22 protein-coding genes are annotated in these 19942 nt (G+C 42.4%); 19 read left to right on the forward strand and 3 right to left on the reverse strand.

What is annotated here, in order from left to right:
* From V7083_RS21890 to spoIID, 13 genes are all read left to right on the forward strand, one after another.
* A partial coding sequence (locus V7083_RS21890; protein ID WP_335482052.1) for an NADH-quinone oxidoreductase subunit C occupies positions 1 to 672 on the forward strand: 672 nt, incomplete at its 5' end.
* A gap of 3 nt (positions 673 to 675) precedes the next feature.
* The gene (locus V7083_RS21895) at positions 676 to 1776 is read left to right on the forward strand and encodes an NADH-quinone oxidoreductase subunit D (protein WP_335482054.1); all 1101 of its coding nucleotides are present in this window, start codon (positions 676 to 678) and stop codon (positions 1774 to 1776) included.
* Positions 1776 to 2780, forward strand: a complete 1005-nt coding sequence (nuoH, locus tag V7083_RS21900) for an NADH-quinone oxidoreductase subunit NuoH (RefSeq protein ID WP_335482056.1) — start codon at positions 1776 to 1778, stop codon at positions 2778 to 2780. The genes V7083_RS21895 and nuoH overlap by 1 nt, the downstream gene beginning before the upstream one ends.
* Before the next feature lie 86 nt (positions 2781 to 2866).
* Positions 2867 to 3286 carry an NADH-quinone oxidoreductase subunit NuoI gene (gene nuoI / locus V7083_RS21905; protein ID WP_335482058.1) on the forward strand — a complete coding sequence of 140 codons (420 nt, stop codon included), beginning with the start codon at positions 2867 to 2869 and terminating at the stop codon, positions 3284 to 3286.
* A complete protein-coding gene (locus V7083_RS21910) occupies positions 3283 to 3804 on the forward strand; it encodes an NADH-quinone oxidoreductase subunit J (RefSeq protein WP_335482060.1) in 522 nt (173 codons plus the stop codon). Before nuoI ends, V7083_RS21910 begins: the two co-directional genes overlap by 4 nt.
* Entirely contained in the window at positions 3801 to 4115 is a 315-nt protein-coding gene (gene nuoK / locus V7083_RS21915; RefSeq protein ID WP_335482062.1) for an NADH-quinone oxidoreductase subunit NuoK, read from the forward strand. Before V7083_RS21910 ends, nuoK begins: the two co-directional genes overlap by 4 nt.
* A gap of 114 nt (positions 4116 to 4229) precedes the next feature.
* Positions 4230 to 6098 (forward strand): NADH-quinone oxidoreductase subunit L, encoded by a 1869-nt coding sequence (gene nuoL, locus V7083_RS21920; protein ID WP_335482064.1) that lies wholly within the window; start codon positions 4230 to 4232, stop codon positions 6096 to 6098.
* A complete protein-coding gene (locus V7083_RS21925; RefSeq protein WP_335482066.1) occupies positions 6095 to 7603 on the forward strand; it encodes an NADH-quinone oxidoreductase subunit M in 1509 nt (502 codons plus the stop codon). The genes nuoL and V7083_RS21925 overlap by 4 nt, the downstream gene beginning before the upstream one ends.
* 6 nt (positions 7604 to 7609) lie before the next feature.
* Positions 7610 to 9124, forward strand: a complete 1515-nt coding sequence (gene nuoN, locus V7083_RS21930; RefSeq protein WP_335482068.1) for an NADH-quinone oxidoreductase subunit NuoN — start codon at positions 7610 to 7612, stop codon at positions 9122 to 9124.
* A gap of 312 nt (positions 9125 to 9436) precedes the next feature.
* The gene (locus V7083_RS21935; RefSeq protein WP_335482070.1) at positions 9437 to 9673 is read left to right on the forward strand and encodes a DUF1146 family protein; all 237 of its coding nucleotides are present in this window, start codon (positions 9437 to 9439) and stop codon (positions 9671 to 9673) included.
* A 294-nt stretch (positions 9674 to 9967) separates the two neighbouring features.
* The gene (locus V7083_RS21940; protein ID WP_335482072.1) at positions 9968 to 10906 is read left to right on the forward strand and encodes a YwmB family TATA-box binding protein; all 939 of its coding nucleotides are present in this window, start codon (positions 9968 to 9970) and stop codon (positions 10904 to 10906) included.
* A 32-nt stretch (positions 10907 to 10938) separates the two neighbouring features.
* On the forward strand, positions 10939 to 12249 hold the full coding sequence (gene murA / locus V7083_RS21945; protein WP_335482074.1) for a UDP-N-acetylglucosamine 1-carboxyvinyltransferase: 1311 nt from the start codon (positions 10939 to 10941) through the stop codon (positions 12247 to 12249).
* A gap of 486 nt (positions 12250 to 12735) precedes the next feature.
* Entirely contained in the window at positions 12736 to 13779 is a 1044-nt protein-coding gene (gene spoIID / locus V7083_RS21950; protein WP_335482076.1) for a stage II sporulation protein D, read from the forward strand.
* A 45-nt stretch (positions 13780 to 13824) separates the two neighbouring features.
* On the opposite strand, the gene V7083_RS21955 is transcribed toward spoIID, so the two are convergent.
* Positions 13825 to 14250 carry a VanZ family protein gene (locus V7083_RS21955; protein ID WP_335482078.1) on the reverse strand — a complete coding sequence of 142 codons (426 nt, stop codon included), beginning with the start codon at positions 14248 to 14250 and terminating at the stop codon, positions 13825 to 13827.
* Positions 14251 to 14394: 144 nt separating this feature from the next.
* Between V7083_RS21955 and V7083_RS21960 the strand changes: the two genes are divergently transcribed.
* On the forward strand, positions 14395 to 15360 hold the full coding sequence (locus V7083_RS21960) for a peptidoglycan DD-metalloendopeptidase family protein (RefSeq protein ID WP_335482092.1): 966 nt from the start codon (positions 14395 to 14397) through the stop codon (positions 15358 to 15360).
* A gap of 125 nt (positions 15361 to 15485) precedes the next feature.
* Here V7083_RS21960 and V7083_RS21965 read toward each other — a convergent pair whose 3' ends face one another.
* The gene (locus V7083_RS21965; protein ID WP_335482080.1) at positions 15486 to 15821 is read right to left on the reverse strand and encodes an MGMT family protein; all 336 of its coding nucleotides are present in this window, start codon (positions 15819 to 15821) and stop codon (positions 15486 to 15488) included.
* 654 nt (positions 15822 to 16475) lie between these two features.
* Between V7083_RS21965 and spoIIID the strand changes: the two genes are divergently transcribed.
* From spoIIID to V7083_RS21990, 5 genes are all read left to right on the forward strand, one after another.
* Complete coding sequence (spoIIID, locus tag V7083_RS21970) at positions 16476 to 16748, forward strand: sporulation transcriptional regulator SpoIIID (protein ID WP_007086083.1); 273 nt, start codon at positions 16476 to 16478, stop codon at positions 16746 to 16748.
* Positions 16749 to 16929: 181 nt separating this feature from the next.
* Entirely contained in the window at positions 16930 to 17931 is a 1002-nt protein-coding gene (locus V7083_RS21975; protein ID WP_335482082.1) for a rod shape-determining protein, read from the forward strand.
* A gap of 262 nt (positions 17932 to 18193) precedes the next feature.
* Positions 18194 to 18484, forward strand: coding sequence for a DNA-directed RNA polymerase subunit beta (locus V7083_RS21980; RefSeq protein ID WP_335482084.1), 291 nt, complete (start codon positions 18194 to 18196; stop codon positions 18482 to 18484).
* Between the two features lie 93 nt (positions 18485 to 18577).
* Positions 18578 to 19012, forward strand: a complete 435-nt coding sequence (gene fabZ, locus V7083_RS21985) for a 3-hydroxyacyl-ACP dehydratase FabZ (RefSeq protein ID WP_335482086.1) — start codon at positions 18578 to 18580, stop codon at positions 19010 to 19012.
* A gap of 128 nt (positions 19013 to 19140) precedes the next feature.
* On the forward strand, positions 19141 to 19557 hold the full coding sequence (locus tag V7083_RS21990) for a hypothetical protein (protein ID WP_335482088.1): 417 nt from the start codon (positions 19141 to 19143) through the stop codon (positions 19555 to 19557).
* Between the two features lie 40 nt (positions 19558 to 19597).
* Here the strand turns inward: V7083_RS21990 and V7083_RS21995 are convergent, their stop codons facing one another.
* Positions 19598 to 19858, reverse strand: a complete 261-nt coding sequence (locus V7083_RS21995) for a hypothetical protein (RefSeq protein WP_335482090.1) — start codon at positions 19856 to 19858, stop codon at positions 19598 to 19600.
* Positions 19859 to 19942: the final 84 nt, after the last annotated feature.

Raw genomic sequence — 19942 nt, forward strand, 5'->3', positions numbered from 1 at the left:
AAGGCGAAAGCAGCCGCAGCGGCAAAAGCGAAAGCACAGGCCGGTGGCGAAGAGCCTGCGGGTGATGATGAAAAGGCGAAAGCAATTGCCGCAGCCAAAGCAAAGGCAAAGGCGGCGGCAGCAGCAAAAGCGAAAGCAGCGGGTGCGGCAAAAGCAGGAGAATCAGCAGAGCCGGCAGCAGAAGCCAAACCTTCACCAAATCAGCCATTCCTAGATAAGTATGTAAAAGTCATTGAAGAAAATATGGGTTCTGATGTTTTAGAAGACTTTTATATTAATAAACTCTCTAAAGATGTTCCGACACTAGTCGTGAAGCGCGAATCCTACTACAAGCTGGCTCAATTTTTAAAATACAATGAGCTCTTGGGTTTTGACTATTTATCGGAGCTTCATGGCACTGATTTTGAAACACATATGGAAGTATATGTTCACTTATACTCATACAAAAACCGCCAATCCGTTGCGGTAAAGGTAAAGATTGACCGAAATGAATCCACGATCGAATCGCTTCAGCCTGTTTGGGCGGGTGCAGACTGGCCTGAATGTGAGGCATACGATTTGCTGGGCATTAAGTTCACTGGACATCCTAATTTGCATCGAATCTTCCTTGGGGAAGAATGGATTGGCTATCCACTAAGAAAAGACTATGAGCCGTATGATGTGGAGGTGTAGCCAATGATTAGAACGGAAGAAATGATCTTGAACGTAGGTCCTCAGCATCCGAGTACTCACGGGGTATTTCGTCTGGTTGTCAAACTGGATGGGGAGCTGATTACAGAAGCAACTCCGGTTGTCGGGTACTTGCATCGCGGTACAGAAAAAATTGCTGAGAATCTGCAGTATTTACAAATTATTCCTTACACAGACCGGATGGACTACCTATCAGCCATGACCAACAATTATGTTATTTGTCATGCTGTTGAAACCATGATGGGTATGGAAATACCGGAACGTGCTGAATACTTGCGTGTTATTGCAATGGAACTAAACCGGGTTGCCAGTCATCTTGTATGGTGGGGTACATACCTGCTTGACCTTGGGGCAACCAGTCCATTCATCTATGCGTTCCGTGAACGTGAAATGATTATCAATATGTTAAATGAACTTTCTGGAGGTCGCTTAACCTACAATTACATGCGTGTTGGCGGTGTAAAATGGGATGCACCGGAAGGCTGGATTGAAAAAGTAAAAGATTTCATTCCGTATATGCGTGAACAGCTTGAAGGTTATCACAGCCTCGTAACAGGAAATGAAATCTTCTTAAACCGGGTAAAAGGAATTGGTCAATATACAAAGGAAGATGCTCTGAACTATTCCTTAAGTGGAACAAACCTCCGCTGTACAGGAGTAAAATGGGATCTTCGCAAGGATGAGCCATATTCGATTTATGACCGCTTTACCTTTGATGTTCCAACAAGAGAGACAGGAGATGCTTGGGCGCGCTACCAAATCAGACTTGCCGAAATCGAAGAGTCATTGAAAATTTTGGAGCAGGCTTGTGAGCAATTCCCATCCGGCGGGGAAATTTTAGCGAAAGTCCCTAAAATTGTTAAGGCACCCAAAGGGGAAGCTTATGTCCGAATCGAGTCACCGCGCGGCGAAATCGGCTGTTATATCAATAGTGACGGTAAAAAAGAGCCGTACCGGTTAAAATTTAGAAGACCATCCTTCTATAATCTGCAAATTCTTCCTAAGTTACTGAAGGGAGAAAATATTGCAAACATGATTGCAATTTTAGGGGCAATTGACATTGTCCTTGGAGAGGTGGACGGCTAATGATACAAGATATGCTTCAGTCGAGTCCCGGTTTGTTTAACTTTATCATCTTCTTTATTCTGGGACTTGTCTTACTATTAGTCGTATTAGGGTTTGTTACGTATTCGATTTTGGCAGAGCGGAAAGTAATGGGGTATATGCAGCTTCGTCACGGTCCGAACCAACTTGGCGGACGCTGGGGATTACTACAAACCGTTGCGGACGTTTTAAAGCTTTTACTAAAAGAAGATATTATTCCGAAGCTTGCTGACAGACCGTTATTTATTTTGGCGCCGGTCATTGCCTTTGCTCCTTCTTTCATGGTGCTAGCAACGATTCCGTTCACAGATAAATTTCAGTTTGCCGATATCGGTGTAGGGTTACTGTATTATGTAGCTATTTCCGGACTAACGGTTTTCGGAATCCTGCTTGGTGGTTGGGCATCCAACAACAAGTACTCTCTGTTAGGGGGAGCACGGGCAACTGCACAGATGATTTCCTATGAAATCCCGCTTGTTATGTCCGTACTAGGTGTTATTCTTCTTTCAGGCAGTTTGAACCTAAATGATATCATTCATGCACAAAAGCACGGCTGGTTTATTTTACTGCAGCCAATTGGCTTTATTGTCTTTTTCATAGCATCAGTGGCTGAGCTGAGCAGGACACCATTTGACCTTCCGGAATCAGAATCAGAGTTAGTTGCCGGTTATCATACCGAGTACACCGGTTTCCGCTGGGCATTCTTCATGCTGGCAGAATATGTGTATTTATTCGCAATGACTTCACTGATTGTGGTGCTATTCTTTGGCGGTTGGATGTCTCCATTTGGGTTCTTGGGTTTCATTCCAGGAGCAGTGTGGTTCTCGCTCAAATTCTGCGTTATCCTATTTATCTATTTGTGGTTCCGCAGTACATTCCCACGGATGCGCGCTGACAAGTTAATGGAATTCGCATGGAAAGTATTGATGCCGGTTGCGCTGGGAAACATCTTCCTAACTGCCATCATCAAATCTTTATTTTTCTAAAAAAAGTCGTGGTGCCTGGCACCAATAATAAGGTCTACACTCTGTAATTGATGTAAACCCAATACTACTCTTAAGGGGTGAAAAACGTGCTTGGATTAGCAAAAGGCTTGAAGTATACCCTAAAGCAGTTGTCGCGTGAAAAGGTTACTTATGATTATCCGAATGAACCGCTTCCGCTGCCGGATCGATTCCGCGGGATTCAGAAGTTTTATCCGGAGAAATGCATTGTCTGCAATCAGTGTATGAATATTTGTCCGACTGAGTGTATTAACTTAACTGGTAAGAAGCATCCGGATCCAGCGAAAAAAGGGAAGATCATTGATACGTACGATATCAACTTTGAACTTTGCATACTATGTGACCTTTGTACAGAAGTTTGCCCGACTGAGGCCATCATCATGACCAATAATTTCGAGCTCGCTGAATACAGCCGTGATATGTTATTTAAAAACCTGGAATGGTTGGATGAGAACGATGAAAACATACGGCAGGTGAATAAACCATGACATTTTCGGGCGAATTTATCGCTTTTATGGCCCTTGCACTTGTGGCGATCATCGGAGGCGTGCTTTTAATTAACCTGAATAAAGTCGTGCAAATGGTCGTAGCGCTAATTTTTACATTCGTTAGTATAGCGGGAATTTATATTTTGCTTTCAGCGGAATTTGTCGCAGCGGTACAGGTACTGATTTACTCCGGTGCGATAACCATAATCATGCTGTTTGCGATTATGTTAACAAAGCCCTATGATGACGAAAGTGATTCAAAATCTTCAAAATGGAAAAAAGTGCTCATATTTTTAGGAGTTGTGGGCTTTGCGTTCGCATTCTATATCGGCATCTACAACTTCCCGATTGAACAGGTTCCAACAACCCTGCATGAAAACAATACCTTGCAAATCGGTAAAGCACTCTATTCCAAATATATTATTCCGTTTGAGTTTGTTTCTGTTTTACTATTAGTTGCTTTAATCGGAGCAATCGTTTTAGCAAAAAGAGAAGATAAGGAGGCGGATGAGGAATGAGTTCAATCCCCGCTTCAGCCTTCTTGGCACTGGCACTCATATTATTTTGCATCGGACTATACGGCGCATTAACAAAGAAAAACACCGTCATTGTACTGATTTCTATTGAATTAATGCTAAATGCCGTCAATATCAATCTCGTAACCTTCAGCAAATACGGCGCTGCCCCTTCCATAACCGGACAGGTCTTTGCCCTTTTTGCCATGAGCGTTGCCGCAGCAGAAGCAGCCGTAGGACTCGCCATCTTGATGGCTCTCTACCGCAACAAAAAAACCGTCAACATCGACGAAATGAACGAAATGAAAAACTAAGATTTAAAAATATTGCACCAATGAGGCATCAACTATGGATGTCATCCACCGAAGCAAAAGTGTGGGCACAAACTATTCACCAATACAAGGTGGTGCCTGTCACGAAGGAGGATAATGATGGAAAATGCATGGCTAATACCGCTTTTCCCGCTTTTGTCGTTTGTGATCCTTCTTTTTATCGGTAAGCGGTTGAAGGAAGCGAGTGCGTATGTGGGGATTCTGCTTACGCTTGCGTCGCTTGTTTTCTCGATTTTAGTGTTAATCGAACGCTTTTCGGAGCCAACTTTCTTAAAGCAGTTTAACTGGCTCACGATAGGAGATCTTCATTTAACAGCGGGCTTTGAAGTGAATCAATTAAATGCATTAATGCTGTTTATTGTATCGCTCGTAAGCTGCCTGGTACATACGTACTCTAAGGGCTATATGCACGGAGACGAGCGGTTCCCGGTATTCTACGCTTATTTAGGACTTTTCACATTTGCAATGCTCGGGCTGGTTCTTTCACCTAACCTATTGCAAACATATATTTTCTGGGAACTTGTCGGAGTAGGTTCCTTCCTATTAATCGGTTTTTATTTTTACAAAGAAGAGGCAAAGGCCGCAGCGAAAAAGGCGTTCATCATGACCCGTATCGGGGACGTGGGACTCTTAATTGGAATGATCCTTCTGTTCTGGCAAACCAAAAGCTTTGAATACAGAGAGATTTTTCATGCAGTCGAAGGTGGCGCGGTCTCTCAAACTATGATTACCCTAACGGCGATTTTAATTTTTATCGGGGCAGTCGGAAAATCTGGTCAGTTCCCGCTCCATACCTGGCTTCCGGATGCGATGGAAGGTCCGACACCAGTATCGGCCTTAATCCACGCCGCAACAATGGTTGCTGCAGGGGTATACTTAGTCGCTGCTCTATTCCCATTGTTCTTGGCCAGCAAAACAGCACTATTAACGATTGCCGTCATCGGCGCATTTACGGCGATTTTTGCAGCCAGCATCGGCCTTGTGCAAACAGACATTAAGCGGGTTCTCGCTTACTCTACTGTGAGCCAATTAGGCTACATGATGCTTGCACTGGGTTCTGCAGGTTATGTAGCTGGGGTATTCCACCTCATGACACATGCCTTCTTTAAAGCCTTATTATTCTTGGCTGCAGGAAGCGTGATTCACGCCGTACACACGCAAAACATTGAAGAAATGGGCGGGCTTTGGAAAAAATTAAAGCTGACCGGGCCGCTATTTTTAATCGGAACACTGGCCATCAGCGGTGTGCCGTTACTATCCGGTTTCTTCAGTAAAGATGAAATCTTAGTCGCTGCATGGGAAGGCGGACACCCAATCCTGTTCTTGCTAGCCCTTATTGCTGCATTCTTTACTGCATTCTATATGTTCCGCTTATTCTTTATGGTCTTTACCGGAGAAGCACGCAGTGACATGAAGAATGTTCACGAATCACCAACTAATATGACTTTGCCTATGATCATTCTGGGCGTTCTTGCAGTCATAGCTGGTTATGTCAATACACCTTGGTTCGGATCATTCTTAGGCGACTGGCTTGTTGACGGCAACGAAGCGCTTGGCCACGGGCACATTGAAGGCCCAGCCTGGATTATGATTGCCGCGACTGTCGTATCATTACTCGGAATCTATCTTGCTTGGTTAATTTACGGCAAACGTTCCATCTCCCGCAATTGGCTCAGCGGACAAGGCGACATGCTGCATACGATTCTTTACAACAAATACTATATCGATGAATTCTATCAAATGACCGTTGTGGCCATCACAACAGCCATCAGTTATTTCTGTAAGTTCATTGATGTCTTCCTTGTCGAAGGAATCGTCAAGGGAGTGGTCGGTTTTGTTCAAGGGCTTGGAACAATGGGCTCAAAAATGCAAACCGGTCAGGTTCAAACATACGGAGCAGTAGCCTTTATTGGTTTAGCCCTGCTCGCCGTGATCTTTGCATTAACAGGGGGGTACTTACGATGAATTTACACTCAGTTCTGTCAATCCTAGTATTCTCCCCTTTACTAGGTATTATCGTTCTAGCTTTCATGCCAAAAACCGTGGAAAAAGCGATCAAAACCATTGGCCTCCTGGCTACTTTGCCGGCACTATTGCTTGCCCTGGCAACTTATCTGCATTTCCAATGGGGTAAAAGCTTGTCTGATTTCTCTGTTTCCACTTCATGGATTCAATTCCGCGGAATGAACGTGGAAGCACCATATTTTTCGGTGAATTATGAACTCGGTTTAAGCGGCTTCCAGCTGCTGCTGGTAGTGCTCACAGCCATTGTGGCAACCCTGTCAGCCATTGCCTCAGCGAAATTCGTGAAGAAAGAATGGAAAGGCTACTACATGCTATTCCTTCTTTTAGAAACAGGCATGCTTGGCGTATTTACAGCAGAAAACTTAATCCTGTTCTTCATTTTCTTTGAAGTAACGCTGATTCCAACCTTCTTCCTAATCGGGAAATGGGGTTATTTTGAAAAAGAAAAAGCGGCATACAGTTTCTTAATCTACAACGGATTAGGCTCAGCCGTACTATTAATCGTAATCATGATCCTGTTCGCCAAAACGGGAACAACCAATATTGATCTATTACAAAAAATGGTCGGAGACCCAAACGCTGCTCTTTCAAGCGACTTAAAATTAGGCTTATTCATTGCCTTGCTAATTGCCTTTGGCGTCAAGCTGCCGATTTTCCCATTACACAGCTGGATGCTGCGGGTTCACGTACAAGCACCGCCATCCGTGGTGATGATTCACTCTGGGATTCTATTAAAAATCGGTGCCTACGGATTAATCCGTTTCGGCATGGGAATATTTCCAGCACAGTTTGAAAAGCTGGCAACCCTTATTGCGATTCTTGGGGTCATTAACCTGCTTTACGGAGCATTTCTGGCCTTCATTCAAACGGACTTTAAAATGGTTCTGGCGTATTCCTCGATTTCTCATATGGGAATCGTCTTAATCGGACTTGCCGCTATGAACGAGGCAGGCATTCAAGGCGCCATCTTCCAAGTGATCTCTCATGGATTAATCTCGGCGTTATTGTTCTTCTTGGTGGGAGTGCTTTACGAACGTACCGATACATCACTGATTGAAAATCTTGGCGGATTAGCAAAAGGAATGCCGCTTGCTGCCGGCTTCTTATTGGCTGGGGCTATGGCTTCACTCGGACTTCCAGGCATGTCCGGCTTCGTCAGTGAATTTATGGCATTCATGGGCTTATTCAAAGAAATGCCATGGATTGCCGCTGTAGGAACAATTGGAATTATTATGACAGCAGCGTACTTGCTGCGTGCTGTTCTTGGAATGACCTATGGAAAATCACATCGTGAATTTACTGGTGTGGTTGACCTAAAAGGCATGGAATTTGTGCCAGTACTAGTATTAATGCTTTTAATTGTATTAATTGGTGTTTACCCAAGTGTTCTAAGCTCACCGCTTCATGCCACACTTGAGACTATCATGCTTGGGTTAGGAGGGTGATGAGGGATGAGTTCTGAGCAATTTTCTTCGATCAACTGGAGCATCATGACACCGGAGTTCATCATCCTTGGTGTGATTGCCATTCTTGTTGTATTAGAATTATTTATGCCGAAAAATCTTGACCGAAAAATCCTCGGTTGGGTCGGAATAGCTGCCATTTTCGCAGCCCTTGTTACAACGGTAAGCATGGCCGGCGGTGCGGTCGAGTCTATTTTACATGACACCTTCCGTCTTGATAGTTTTGCCATCGCATTTAAAATTTTGCTGCTCCTTGGTTCCGGCTTAGTGTTATTTTTAGCAGTAAGTTATGAAGCGAAAGAGGGATTGGAACGCTATACAGGTGAATTTTATTATCTGTTCCTGTCTGCGCTTCTTGGCGGTATGGTCATGACGTCAAGCGGCGACCTCATTACCCTTTATATTGGTTTGGAATTGTTATCGATTCCTTCTTATGTACTGGTTGGGATTCGCAAATCCAACTTGCAGTCCAATGAGTCTGCCATGAAGTACGTGATCAGCGGCAGTATTTCATCTGCGATTACGCTTTTTGGGATGAGCTATGTGTATGGCTTAGCAGGATCAACAAACTTGCTTGAAATTGCTGGTAAGCTGTCGCAGTTAGCCAGTGGCCAGCAAGCGTATCTGCTAGGATTATCATTTTTAATGATTTTGGTCGGTTTAGCCTTTAAATTGGCAGCAGCACCATTCCATATGTGGGCACCAGACGTTTACCAAGGGGCACCGACTCCGGTTACAGCCTTTTTAAGCGTCGTATCCAAAACAGCAGGTTTTGTCATTGTTGTGCGAATTCTGCTAACCGTATTCGGAGCAGCTGCATCTGACGGTCCAGGATCAACGCCAATCATTCTTAATATGCAAAACTACCTTGCTGTCATTGCTGCAGCAACGATGATTATTGGTAACGTGGTGGCACTAAAACAGACCAACATTAAACGGATGTTTGCCTATTCCAGTATCGCCCACGCCGGGTATTTACTGGTGGCCTTAACCACATTAACATCAAATATGTTTTATTCCATTTGGTTTTACTTATTGGCCTACTTGTTTATGAACTTGGGAGCATTTGCTGTAATCCAAGTGGTCACGGAAAAATCAGGCTCTACAAAAATTGCAGATTTTGCAGGGCTTTACCGCCGTTCACCAGGGCTTGCCGTGGCAATGGGTATTTTGTTAGTTTCCTTGGCAGGTTTCCCAGGAACAGCCGGCTTTATCGGTAAACTAAACATCTTTATCGGAACCTTTACCGGACCAAATCCGCATTATGTGTTAGCCGCCATTATGATTGCGACAACCGTCGTATCTTATTTCTACTATTTTGGCGTCATGACACAAATCTTCTTCCGTCCGGCAGCCGATGAAAGCAAACTAAACATTCCATTTGGAATCCTAATTGTCCTCATCATTGCTGTAGTTGGAAGCATCCTGTTTGGTATCGCACCAAACATCGCCTTCAACTTCATGAACAACCATTTGGACATCATCTCTGACTTCTTCAGTTAGGGGATAGGATTTTCAAAATATACCGGTGGCAGAGCAGCAAATGGTGCCTGTCACCACGAACAAATACGAATAATGGGAAACGGTGCCAGGCACCAAAAGGGGTTATCTTATAGAGAAGAAGGGGTTGGGGGACCTCTTCTTTTTTCGTTTCTGGGGAATGGTAAGTCATTTATTAAAGTTTGTCACGAAATTGTAATATTTTTTAGAAACAATTGCCCATTTTCTTCGTCTATATGTTAGAATAGACTTTGCGTGAAAAATTTCCATATTATTGGATTCCGTGCGTGAAAATGTGTAAAAGGAGGTAACAGTTTGCTGAATGATATTGGGCAGCTTGCGTTAGTCAGTATAATTTCTCATCTGGTGTTTATCGCCATTTCCTGGTGGGCACTACAGGCTGTTCGGCTCGAAAAGTTAATCAGGCCCAATCATGTGTTTCAGGCGAGATTACTTTACATATTACTAGCCATCTTCATTGGCTCGACTGTTAGTAACTTTTTCCTAGATTATCTGCATTGGTCGCAACAATTACCGTTAATCCTGCAATAGAAACACAGAACAGCTGTATTAGCAAACAATATTTGAATTGGAAAAAATTTAGGTCTTAGTATATGTTCCAAATTTCAAATATATTGAGTACAATCATCTTTGTGTGGAAAAATAACAGCAATGATTAACTGTTGTAAGTATAAATATCACAATTTTATCCTCTCACGTAAAACTGGTGTTTTAAAACACTTGTCAGACGTATTACAACACTTGTCAATTGTCGTTAAGTGACGACAATTCCCAAGTATGCACTCTCCCCGAATGGAAACAATGGTAGGGAGGGGAGAAGAGAGAATGAAGAGAAATCTAAAGTTTTATTTAAGTCTGATTACTGTATTTTGTGTGATCCTGGTTGTAATTGGGAACCGGACAACTGAGGCATACGACGGCCTGGATTTGATTCATAATTTGAAAAAGGACGGCAGCTTGAGCACTATTTTTTTAAAGGGAGAAAAGACTGCCAGCAGCGTTGTTATGTACCATGGAGGAAAACAAGGACGTTTTGCTAACAACGGTTATGAAGACAACTCGAACGGCATGTCGGACACTGGGTTTACTTTGCCAAAAGAAAGTGCTCGGGATTTAGTGCAAATCGGCTCACTTATGAGAGCCGAAAATATTTTGCTACAGGAATGGTCTTTTTATGCACGTGAACATGTTACAGGCCTTAATAGTGAAAATGAAGTGAAGGAATACGCAGAACAACTTAAGCAAAAGTTTCCTGATTGGACTTGGTCGGAAGTTTCTACCGACACAAAATGGGAAGCCACAGCAGTATCTCCAACATCTAAACACCACAGCGAAATGCTTCAAATTATGGCTACCCACACAAAACAACCTGTTGATGCGTATATAGTATATAGGGTTGATGGCAAAGCCTGGAATGAATCCTCTGAGGACTTTTTTACAACAAGGAAATTTGAAAATAGGCTTTCTGACATATTTCGTAAAAAACCAACAATTTTTTCTTGTATGAAAGGCGTAGTCAGTGATAAGATTGATACGGCTTTACAAACAACAGTAAATCATTATTTATCAGTTTTTAAAGCGAAACAAATCGAAGCGTTAAAAGAGGAGACGTTCATGTCTGTTTCGGCGAAATCGCCGTTGTTTTCCAACTCCATAGATATGAAAAATAATCACATGAATTTGCAAATTGGCTTACGCTCCGAAGGATTGGGCGGAAAGACTACTATCGTAGTTGGAACCCCTATCATTACGATTGAATATTAATATAGAGAAAATGGACGCGGAGGGGAATACTCTTGGAAAAGATCATCGTCCGCGGCGGACAAAGGCTTTTGGGAACGGTGAAAGTGGAAGGTGCAAAGAATGCCGTTCTGCCTGTTATCGCTGCAACATTATTAGCAAGTGACGGAAAAAGTGTAATTCGTGATGTACCTACACTCTCCGATGTATTTACAATTAATGAAGTTTTACGCAACTTAAATGCCGAAGTGATGTTCGAAAATAATACAGTTGTTGTTGATGCATCCAGAGTGTTAAAAGAGGAAGCGCCGTTTGAGTATGTACGCAAAATGCGCGCGTCTGTGCTTGTGATGGGTTCATTATTGGCGCGAAATGGTCGTGCCCGTGTCGCTCTTCCAGGCGGCTGTGCTATAGGATCCAGACCAATCGATCAGCATCTGAAGGGCTTTGAGGCCATGGGTGCGGTTGTAAAGGTAGGAAATGGCTTTATCGAAGCGGAGGTAGCCGGCCGTTTAAAAGGTGCAAAAATTTATTTAGATTTCCCAAGTGTTGGAGCCACTGAGAATATCATGATGGCAGCCACTCTTGCTCAAGGGACAACGATTATTGAAAATGTAGCAAAAGAACCGGAAATCGTTGACTTGGCGAATTTCCTAAACAAAATGGGCGCCAAGGTGAAAGGTGCCGGAACAGGCACACTTCGCATTGAAGGCGTGGATATTTTGTTTGGGGCAGATCATAATATTATTCCTGACCGTATTGAAGCAGGAACCTTCATGGTAGCTGCCGCGATTACAGGTGGGAATGTCCTTGTAAAGGGTGCCGTTCCCGAACATCTTTCTTCATTGATTGCCAAAATGGAAGAGATGGGTGTTACGATCAGGGAGGAAGAGGATGGCGTTCGTGTCATCGGTCCTGAGCGATTGAAGGCCGTTGATATTAAGACAATGCCTCATCCAGGTTTCCCAACCGACATGCAATCACAGATGATGGCTTTATTGCTTCGTGCAGAAGGTACGTCTATGATTACGGAAACGGTATTTGAGAATCGGTTCATGCATGTGGAGGAATTCCGCCGCATGAATGCAGATATAAAAATTGAAGGCCGCTCAGTGATTCTAAACGGACCTTCAAATTTACAGGGTGCTGAAGTTTCAGCGACTGATCTGCGTGCAGCCGCAGCCTTAATTTTAACCGGGCTTGTTGCTGACGGTATGACTCGTGTTACCGAATTAAAACACTTAGATCGCGGTTACGTGGCTTTCCATGATAAATTAGCCGGTCTTGGTGCGGATATTGAACGGGTGAAAGAAGTAGATGAAACTTTCGTCGAACTTCCGAAATTCGTTACAGACCTAAACGCATAATGCCTTTGGCGTAGCGTAAGTACACACGCCAAGCAGGAGCGGCGGGTAATGACAAGAACACATCTGAACAAAACCAAAAGCAACGGGGCCTGGGATACGGGTCCTGTTTTTATTTTGGGCTAAGATTAGGGAACTGCTCGGAAATAAAATTTCGTATTCAACAAATATTAAGGTGAATTCAACAAAAATAGAGAAGCATTCAACAAAACCTCAGCCAATAACAACAAAAATTATATGGAATTCAACAAAAAATAAGCAAATTCAACAAACCTCTATCACAATTCCACATAAAAGAGGACTTGTCCGCGTGTGGAGGACAAATGTACACGGATGGTGCCTGTCACCACAGCTCCCCCTTTTCCTCAAAGGTCCCAAAATCCTAATAGAAATTTCTGTAATAAATGCTTGTCCTCCTCCATATGTTTTAAGTGAGACGGTAAACCGGCTGTGGTCGGTGGTCAAAATTTACAATCTGGAGGCTCATTCATGAAAAATTTCAAACCACTCATCGTACTAGTGACTGTTCTTTTTGCCTTGATTTTGGCGATTCCTGCTGTGCTTGTTTTGCCGTTTGCTGACAAGGCGGCAACCGGTAAGTTGGGGGAAAGTGTAAGTGAGGCTCCAAAACAGGAAACAGCTGCCACTCCATCGGTTTCGGCTGATGCGTCGGCTAACGTTAGCGTAGCAGTATTTCGTTCAGCTAAAAAGGTGATTGAATCCGTTCCATTGGAGGATTATCTCGTCGGAGTTGTAGCAGCAGAGATGCCAGCTGATTTTAATGAGGAGGCCCTGAAGGCTCAAGCGTTAACTGCAAGAACTTACATCATTAACCGATTAATGAAGAAGGATACGCTCGGGGTTCCAAAAGGCGCTCAGGTTACAGATACGCCGATGCACCAAGCTTATTTGAGCGATGATCAGCTCCGCCAAGATTGGGGAAAGAACTATGAGTGGAAGAAACAAAAAGTTCTCGAGGCGGTCCGTGCGACCAGTGGCCAAATTCTAACTTACGAAGGCAAACCAATCAACGCGACCTTCTTCTCCACCAGCAATGGCTTCACAGAGAACTCAGAGGACTATTGGTCTGGTAACATTCCCTATTTAAGAAGCGTAACAAGCCCGTGGGATAAAAACTCTCCTAAATTTAACAGTCAAAAGGTCATGAGTGTGAGGGAATTTGAATCCCGGTTAGGGGTAAAAATCGGCACTAGCAAAACGATTGGCAAAATTGTAGCAAAAACAGAAGGTAAACGGGTCGCTAAGGTTGATTTTAACGGAAAAGTTCTAACGGGAAAGGATATCCGTGAGAAGTTAGATTTAAGATCATCTGATTTTTCCTGGGAGCGCAAAGGTGATAATATCGTGATTTCTACCAGAGGGTTTGGTCATGGAGTCGGTATGAGCCAATATGGGGCGAACGGTATGGCGTCGGAAGGGAAAAATTACAAGGATATCGTGAAGTACTATTATCAAGGCGTTGAAATATCGTCGGCAGCGAACATGTTAGCGACGATCACTGCGCAAAAATAGAGTAAAAAGAAGAGCCAGGCACTGATGCCCGGCTCTTTTTTCTATTTAAGCCCCTATAGTACGAATCCGCTCAAGTCTTTTTCGTAACTTCGAAAATTTACCCCCAAACAACGCCCCTCTTACAAAATAAAAAGAAACAATGATCCCAATAAAATCCTTTACGAGGTCAAAGAGCGAAGCGGAGCGGTACGAATAGAATGATTGATGAATTTCATCACTAATCCCATAAAAGGCCGCAAACACCGCGCAGGCGGCGTTCCAAGCTGGTGTGAAGGCACCTCGCCTTGTTAACATAGCAAGTACTAATAAAGCATATAAAATCGCAAATTCTATTAAATGCAGTGATTCTTTAATAGTATGGTCCAGCTTAGAATCAGGCAGCTCGACAAATTGATTGGATGGAAGACTGGACTGAATAAAGACGATTGCCATATATATCAGCGGTAATACCCGGAGAATCCATTTTTTCATTTGTAATAAAATCCTTTCAAAAAATATTTTTAATCATGATGCATAAAAAGAGCACCAGTGTCGAAAAATAAGTTTTAAAAATTTTTTCAGACTTGTGTATATAATTCTACTTATCTGTTCAGAATGATTGCTGAGGTGATGAAAATGAGAGAGGAAGAAAACAAACGATCTTCTCAAAGTTCCAGCGTAAAACGCTTTTTCAAAAAGCGTTGGGTATTTCCAGCCATCTATATTGCAAGTGCAGCGATTATTTTAACAGGCGTACTTTGGTATCAATCCGGCGCGAACAGCACAGATAAGTATGATTACAAGTCTACTGATTTAGCAGGCAAAAAAGGCCAAGAGCCAGCAATTGAAGTGAATAAAGCAATGGAAAACTTCAAGATGCCTGTGGCTAATGCTGCATCAGCAGTAATCAAAACCAAATTCTATGATTTTAATGGAAAAACGTCCGATCAAGAAGCAGCACTAGTATTTTACAATAATACCTATCAGCCAAACACTGGTATCGATATCACGATGAAGGACGGCGAAACGTTTGATGTGACAGCATCACTAAGTGGAACGGTCACTCGCGTGGATGAAGATTCTGTGTTAGGTAACGTGATTGAAATCGAACATGATAAGGGTATTGTAACACAATATTCATCTATTAAAGACGTAAAGGTCAAGGTTGGCGAAGAAGTTAAACAGAACCAAGTAATTGCCAAGGCTGGGCAAAGCTTGTTCAATGAAAAAGCTGGAACACACGTCCATTTTGAAATTCGTAAAGATGACGTAGCAGTTAATCCAACAGACTATTTTAACAAATCATTAAGCACGTTAGAAGAAGTAAAAACTTCTGAAGAAAAAAGCTCAACAGAAGTTCCCAAAGCAACAGAAACTGAAAAAAAATATGAAGATCCTGCTACCAGTAAAACACCGTCATCCGACAAAAAATCAACTGATGACCAGTCTACTGACAAAAAGTCAACAGAAGAAAAGTCTACTGATAAACAGTCAAGTGATGACAAGTCAACTGAAAAAAAGTCAGACAAGAAAACTAACCAAGACAATTCTACTGACAAACAAGACGAATCTTCTACATCTAAACAAAGTACAAATTCATAATGTAAAGAACCATTAACAAGGGGAAGGGGAACACTTTTCCTCTTTTTTTTGCGTATGTACAAAAAAATTGGCGGTAGCTAAAAGGTACAGGTACCAAAAAGTGGGCCTCGACTATGGCTATATCGTTAAAGCCTTTCTATCGGCAAAGAATCTGTCTCAGGGTGCCATTGGTACTGTTTCAAGTCAATTGAGCCGTTTAGGCCGATTTGAACCCCTTCAGCCTCAAGGGAGAAGACTTGTTCATGATAGGACTCGTCATCCCGAAGGGCTATTTGTCCTTTTCCGTTGATGACGCGGTGCCAGGGCAGCAGGTGTTTTTTGCTCATGGAGTGCAGGATGCGTACTACTTGGCGTGCTGCACGGGGGCTTCCAGCATGCTCTGCAATTTGTCCATAGGTCATAACCTTGCCTTCAGGTATGTTTTTTATTATTTTAACCACAGCTTCAGTAAACGGGGTCACGTCATACAAATCCTCTCGTGCGATTATTGGAACTTCTTTTCTTCCTACATAATACTCAAGATTATCTAATATTTTTTATAATGACAAGGGGTGCCAGGCGTCAAAACGAATGTAATCCCGTTGAATAAACGTAAAAAACCTAACTGACACACTCTTTTTTTGTACGACAAATTTCTTGGGAAATAATTAAATTACCGTTAGTATTTCCTAACTAGCACCTAGAGCAGTGCCATTTCACAGTGGTTAGTGGGAATGTCGAATATTCTGGTTGTTATTTGACTATTCTGAAATAAGACCGTAACCCTTGTCCCCTTTGTGTATTTTGTGCATAAACCCGTATCCAAGCTAATAAAATGTTACAAACCTTTATCAAAAGAGAGTGTTTGAGGTGAGCAATCGTTTAAAATAAATGGAATTTCAGCTGGGGACATGATTATTCATCGTATGATCAGAAAGTACACCTTTCTGCCGCTTGGTGCCTGACAGCATATTGGGTGTGCTAAAGAGCACACTGTCCACCCCATGTGGACAAATTGGCATTTTGTCTTTTTGCGGTGCCTGTCACCAATAACACCATGCGGAAGTAGTATTTCGTCGAAGTGATAAGCGAGTCTCATTTCACGTTCTCACATCCATATTAGGGAGGGCGAGAGTGTGCACGATTACATCAAAGAGAGGACAATCAAGATTGGAAAGTATATCGTGGAGACGAGGAAAACGGTTCGCGTGATTGCGAAGGAGTTTGGCGTGTCCAAAAGTACGGTCCATAAGGATTTGACTGAGAGACTTCCTGAAATTAATCCTGAGCTTGCAAATGAGGTTAAAGAGATCTTGGATTATCATAAATCAATTCGCCATTTACGGGGCGGCGAGGCGACGAAGATGAAGTATCAGAAGGAAGAAAAGGAGGGGGAGGCTGTTAAATAGTTACAATTTTCTGGCATTATGTAAAAAAAGTAGTATTTCTCTCAAATTCCTCCTGATTGACAGAAATCAGCAAAAATTTACAACGTTTTATTGAAAACGTTAGGGAAATTTTAATGAATATGATACAATAAGCAATTAGGAAATGTATGTGGATTCCGTTTGGAGGAGGAAAGAAAAGAGAATGTTTGCAAGAGATATTGGGATTGATTTAGGTACGGCTAACGTGCTAATTCACGTTAAAGGCCGTGGAATTGTATTAAACGAGCCGTCCGTAGTGGCGATCGACAAATCAAATAATCGCGTTCTCGCAGTCGGTGAAGAGGCAAGACGCATGGTAGGGCGTACACCTGGTAATATCGTGGCTATTCGTCCGTTAAAAGATGGTGTAATTGCAGATTTTGATGTGACAGAAGCAATGCTGAAGCATTTTATTAACAAATTAAATGTAAAAGGCTTTTTATCTAAACCCCGTATTTTGATTTGCTGCCCAACCAACATTACCAGTGTTGAGCAAAAAGCAATCAGAGAAGCTGCAGAAAAAAGCGGTGGGAAAAAGATCTACCTAGAAGAAGAGCCAAAAGTGGCGGCTATTGGAGCAGGAATGGACATCTTCCAGCCAAGCGGAAACATGGTTGTGGACATTGGAGGAGGAACGACGGATGTTGCTGTATTATCAATGGGCGATATCGTGACTTCTTCCTCCATCAAAATGGCCGGTGATAAGTTTGATATGGAGATCTTGAACCATATTAAGCGCGAGTATAAGCTATTGATCGGGGAACGCACAGCTGAAAATATCAAAATTAACATCGCTACCGTATTCCCAGGGTCACGCTCTGAAGAAATGGAAATTCGCGGACGTGACATGGTAAGTGGTTTGCCTCGTACCATCACTGTTCGTTCCGAAGAAATCGAACAGGCCCTGCACGAATCAGTTGCTGTAATCGTTCAAGCTGCAAAAAGTGTTCTTGAACGCACTCCACCTGAGCTTTCCGCTGATATTATCGATCGTGGTGTTATTTTAACGGGCGGTGGTGCATTGCTACATGGAATTGACATGCTACTTGCCGAAGAGCTAAAAGTTCCTGTTCTTGTGGCAGAAAACCCAATGGAATGCGTGGCGATCGGAACAGGCATCATGCTGGATAATCTTGATCGAATTCCAAATCGCAAATTAGGTTAAGTGGAATCTTTTGCCTTTGGTGGTATGACATCTAACCAATAGAGATGAAAAAGTCTAATGAGCAGGCTGCCAAGCCACGATCATTGGACTTTTTTTGGTTCAACTGGATAAAGTCTTACGCTTGTTTTTGAAAAATTAATGTAATAAAGTGTATAATTTTTTATAATAGAATAAATGTGAAGAATTCTGAAAATAAAAAGGGTTATAATATGGATAACTCAGTTAAGTCCGTGGCGGGGTTACCGGCCTATTTAAAGGGGAAATGAAGTTGAACCAAGAACAAGTTCAAACGCGTGAAGATTTTAAAAAGGAACAAAAAGGGATTGAGGAGAACCAAACGAACAACACGGAAGAAGCAGCGCCGCAATATAAACGGGTGCGAATTCGTTTGTTTCCAATTTGGCTTCGTTTGCTTTTACTTGTCGTTTTGATGTTCATCTGCCTGATGTCCGGTGCTGCTGTGGGCTATGGAGTTATTGGAAGCGGAAAAGTAGTGGACATATTCAAGGAATCAACCTGGACGCATATTGTGGATTTAGTTGAAAAAAAATAGAGATAATCAGGAAGGGAAGAGTTGTTAATGCTCTTCTCTTTTGTGTTACAATAAGGAATGAATACTTGTTCCTAGTAGGAGGTACTAAATCAAATGCTTGATACCACACAAATTAAAGAAATTATCCCGCATCGTTATCCGTTTTTATTAGTGGATCGTATCTTAGAGGTCGAAGAAGGAAAAAGAGCTGTTGGCATAAAAAACGTCACGGCAAATGAAGAGTTTTTTAACGGTCACTTCCCTGACTATCCGGTCATGCCAGGGGTTTTAATTGTAGAAGCACTTGCCCAGGTTGGTGCCGTAGCTGTGCTAAAGAAAGAAGAAAACCGAGGCAGATTAGCGTTTTTTGCAGGTATTGATAATTGCCGATTCAAGCGTCAGGTTAAGCCTGGTGATCAGCTTCGTTTAGAGGTTGAAATGGTCCGTTTGCGTGGTCCAATTGGAAAAGGTAAAGCTGTGGCCACCGTTGACGGTGAAATTGCCTGTGAAGCGGAAATTACCTTTGCGTTAGGGGAAAAACAAGCGTAATTTTTTGAAAAGACTTAGAGTGATCTAGGTCTTTTTTTGTGCCCTTCAAAAAAATGGCAACTCATAATCCAAAAACAATGGGAATGCTAAAACTGTTAAGTTAATTCATTTTGAAGGGAGAAATTCGCTTGAAGAAAAAAGTTTCGTTAATGCTTTTGGGATCCTTTTTTTCAGTGATGCTTTTGGGTGCATGTAATAATGATAAGAATGATAAAAATAATATTCATAATCCGGCACCGCCAAATGTCAATATTGACCGGAATGACTTGAATAACCCCAACGACCTGAATGACCGAAATAATTTGAATGACAGGAATAATCTGGACAACCGGGATGACCGAAATAATTTTGATAATCGGAATGACCGAAATACTCTGGACAACGGGAATAACCGGAATGATTTGGAAACGGATGATCATTACACGCCAAGAGAAGACAAAAACACGGATACAGACAAGGATCCAGTTAAGGACTATAACACAAAGCATGAAGATATAATCGAGGACGACATTGACCGTAATGACCGCGATCGTAAGGATGAGTAAGCACAGAAAAGGGACAGGCATCTACCTGTCCCTTCTGTCATTATTGCATTCCTGCACCAATAAAGATCGCTGCCAATAAGGCCAAAACAAAAATGGCTACATAAACCAGGATGGCAATGATCAGAATGATCCATCCCGCAACTTTACGTCCGGTTTTTATAAAATAAATTCCTAAAGTGATGGGACCAAAAAAGAATCCAAGGATCGCCCAAAGAACAGCACTTTTTTGATGCTTGGGCGCATCAATTGCTAGATAAATCGCAATAATTACCCCAACGATTGAACCAGAAATAAACTCCAAAAGATAACCCCCTTTTTTGTATATAGAATTTAAGTATGTCTGTAAATTTTTGAAAAATCAACCATAAAAAAACCAGCCTAAATG

The organism is Bacillus sp. JJ1764, from assembly GCF_036962145.1.
In the GTDB taxonomy this organism is placed as follows: domain Bacteria; phylum Bacillota; class Bacilli; order Bacillales; family Cytobacillaceae; genus Neobacillus.

What these genes read in the sequence shown, in the direction of transcription:
- V7083_RS21895 (WP_335482054.1), top strand. Translation starts at nt 676, where the DNA reads ATGATTAGAACGGAAGAAATGATCTTGAACGTAGGTCCTCAGCATCCG.
- nuoH (WP_335482056.1), top strand. Translation starts at nt 1,776, where the DNA reads ATGATACAAGATATGCTTCAGTCGAGTCCCGGTTTGTTTAACTTTATC.
- V7083_RS21910 (WP_335482060.1), top strand. Translation starts at nt 3,283, where the DNA reads ATGACATTTTCGGGCGAATTTATCGCTTTTATGGCCCTTGCACTTGTG.
- nuoK (WP_335482062.1), top strand. Translation starts at nt 3,801, where the DNA reads ATGAGTTCAATCCCCGCTTCAGCCTTCTTGGCACTGGCACTCATATTA.
- nuoL (WP_335482064.1), top strand. Translation starts at nt 4,230, where the DNA reads ATGATGGAAAATGCATGGCTAATACCGCTTTTCCCGCTTTTGTCGTTT.
- V7083_RS21925 (WP_335482066.1), top strand. Translation starts at nt 6,095, where the DNA reads ATGAATTTACACTCAGTTCTGTCAATCCTAGTATTCTCCCCTTTACTA.
- nuoN (WP_335482068.1), top strand. Translation starts at nt 7,610, where the DNA reads ATGAGTTCTGAGCAATTTTCTTCGATCAACTGGAGCATCATGACACCG.
- V7083_RS21940 (WP_335482072.1), top strand. Translation starts at nt 9,968, where the DNA reads ATGAAGAGAAATCTAAAGTTTTATTTAAGTCTGATTACTGTATTTTGT.
- spoIID (WP_335482076.1), top strand. Translation starts at nt 12,736, where the DNA reads ATGAAAAATTTCAAACCACTCATCGTACTAGTGACTGTTCTTTTTGCC.
- V7083_RS21955 (WP_335482078.1), bottom strand. Translation starts at nt 14,250, where the DNA reads ATGAAAAAATGGATTCTCCGGGTATTACCGCTGATATATATGGCAATC.
- V7083_RS21960 (WP_335482092.1), top strand. Translation starts at nt 14,395, where the DNA reads ATGAGAGAGGAAGAAAACAAACGATCTTCTCAAAGTTCCAGCGTAAAA.
- V7083_RS21975 (WP_335482082.1), top strand. Translation starts at nt 16,930, where the DNA reads ATGTTTGCAAGAGATATTGGGATTGATTTAGGTACGGCTAACGTGCTA.
- V7083_RS21980 (WP_335482084.1), top strand. Translation starts at nt 18,194, where the DNA reads ATGAAGTTGAACCAAGAACAAGTTCAAACGCGTGAAGATTTTAAAAAG.
- fabZ (WP_335482086.1), top strand. Translation starts at nt 18,578, where the DNA reads ATGCTTGATACCACACAAATTAAAGAAATTATCCCGCATCGTTATCCG.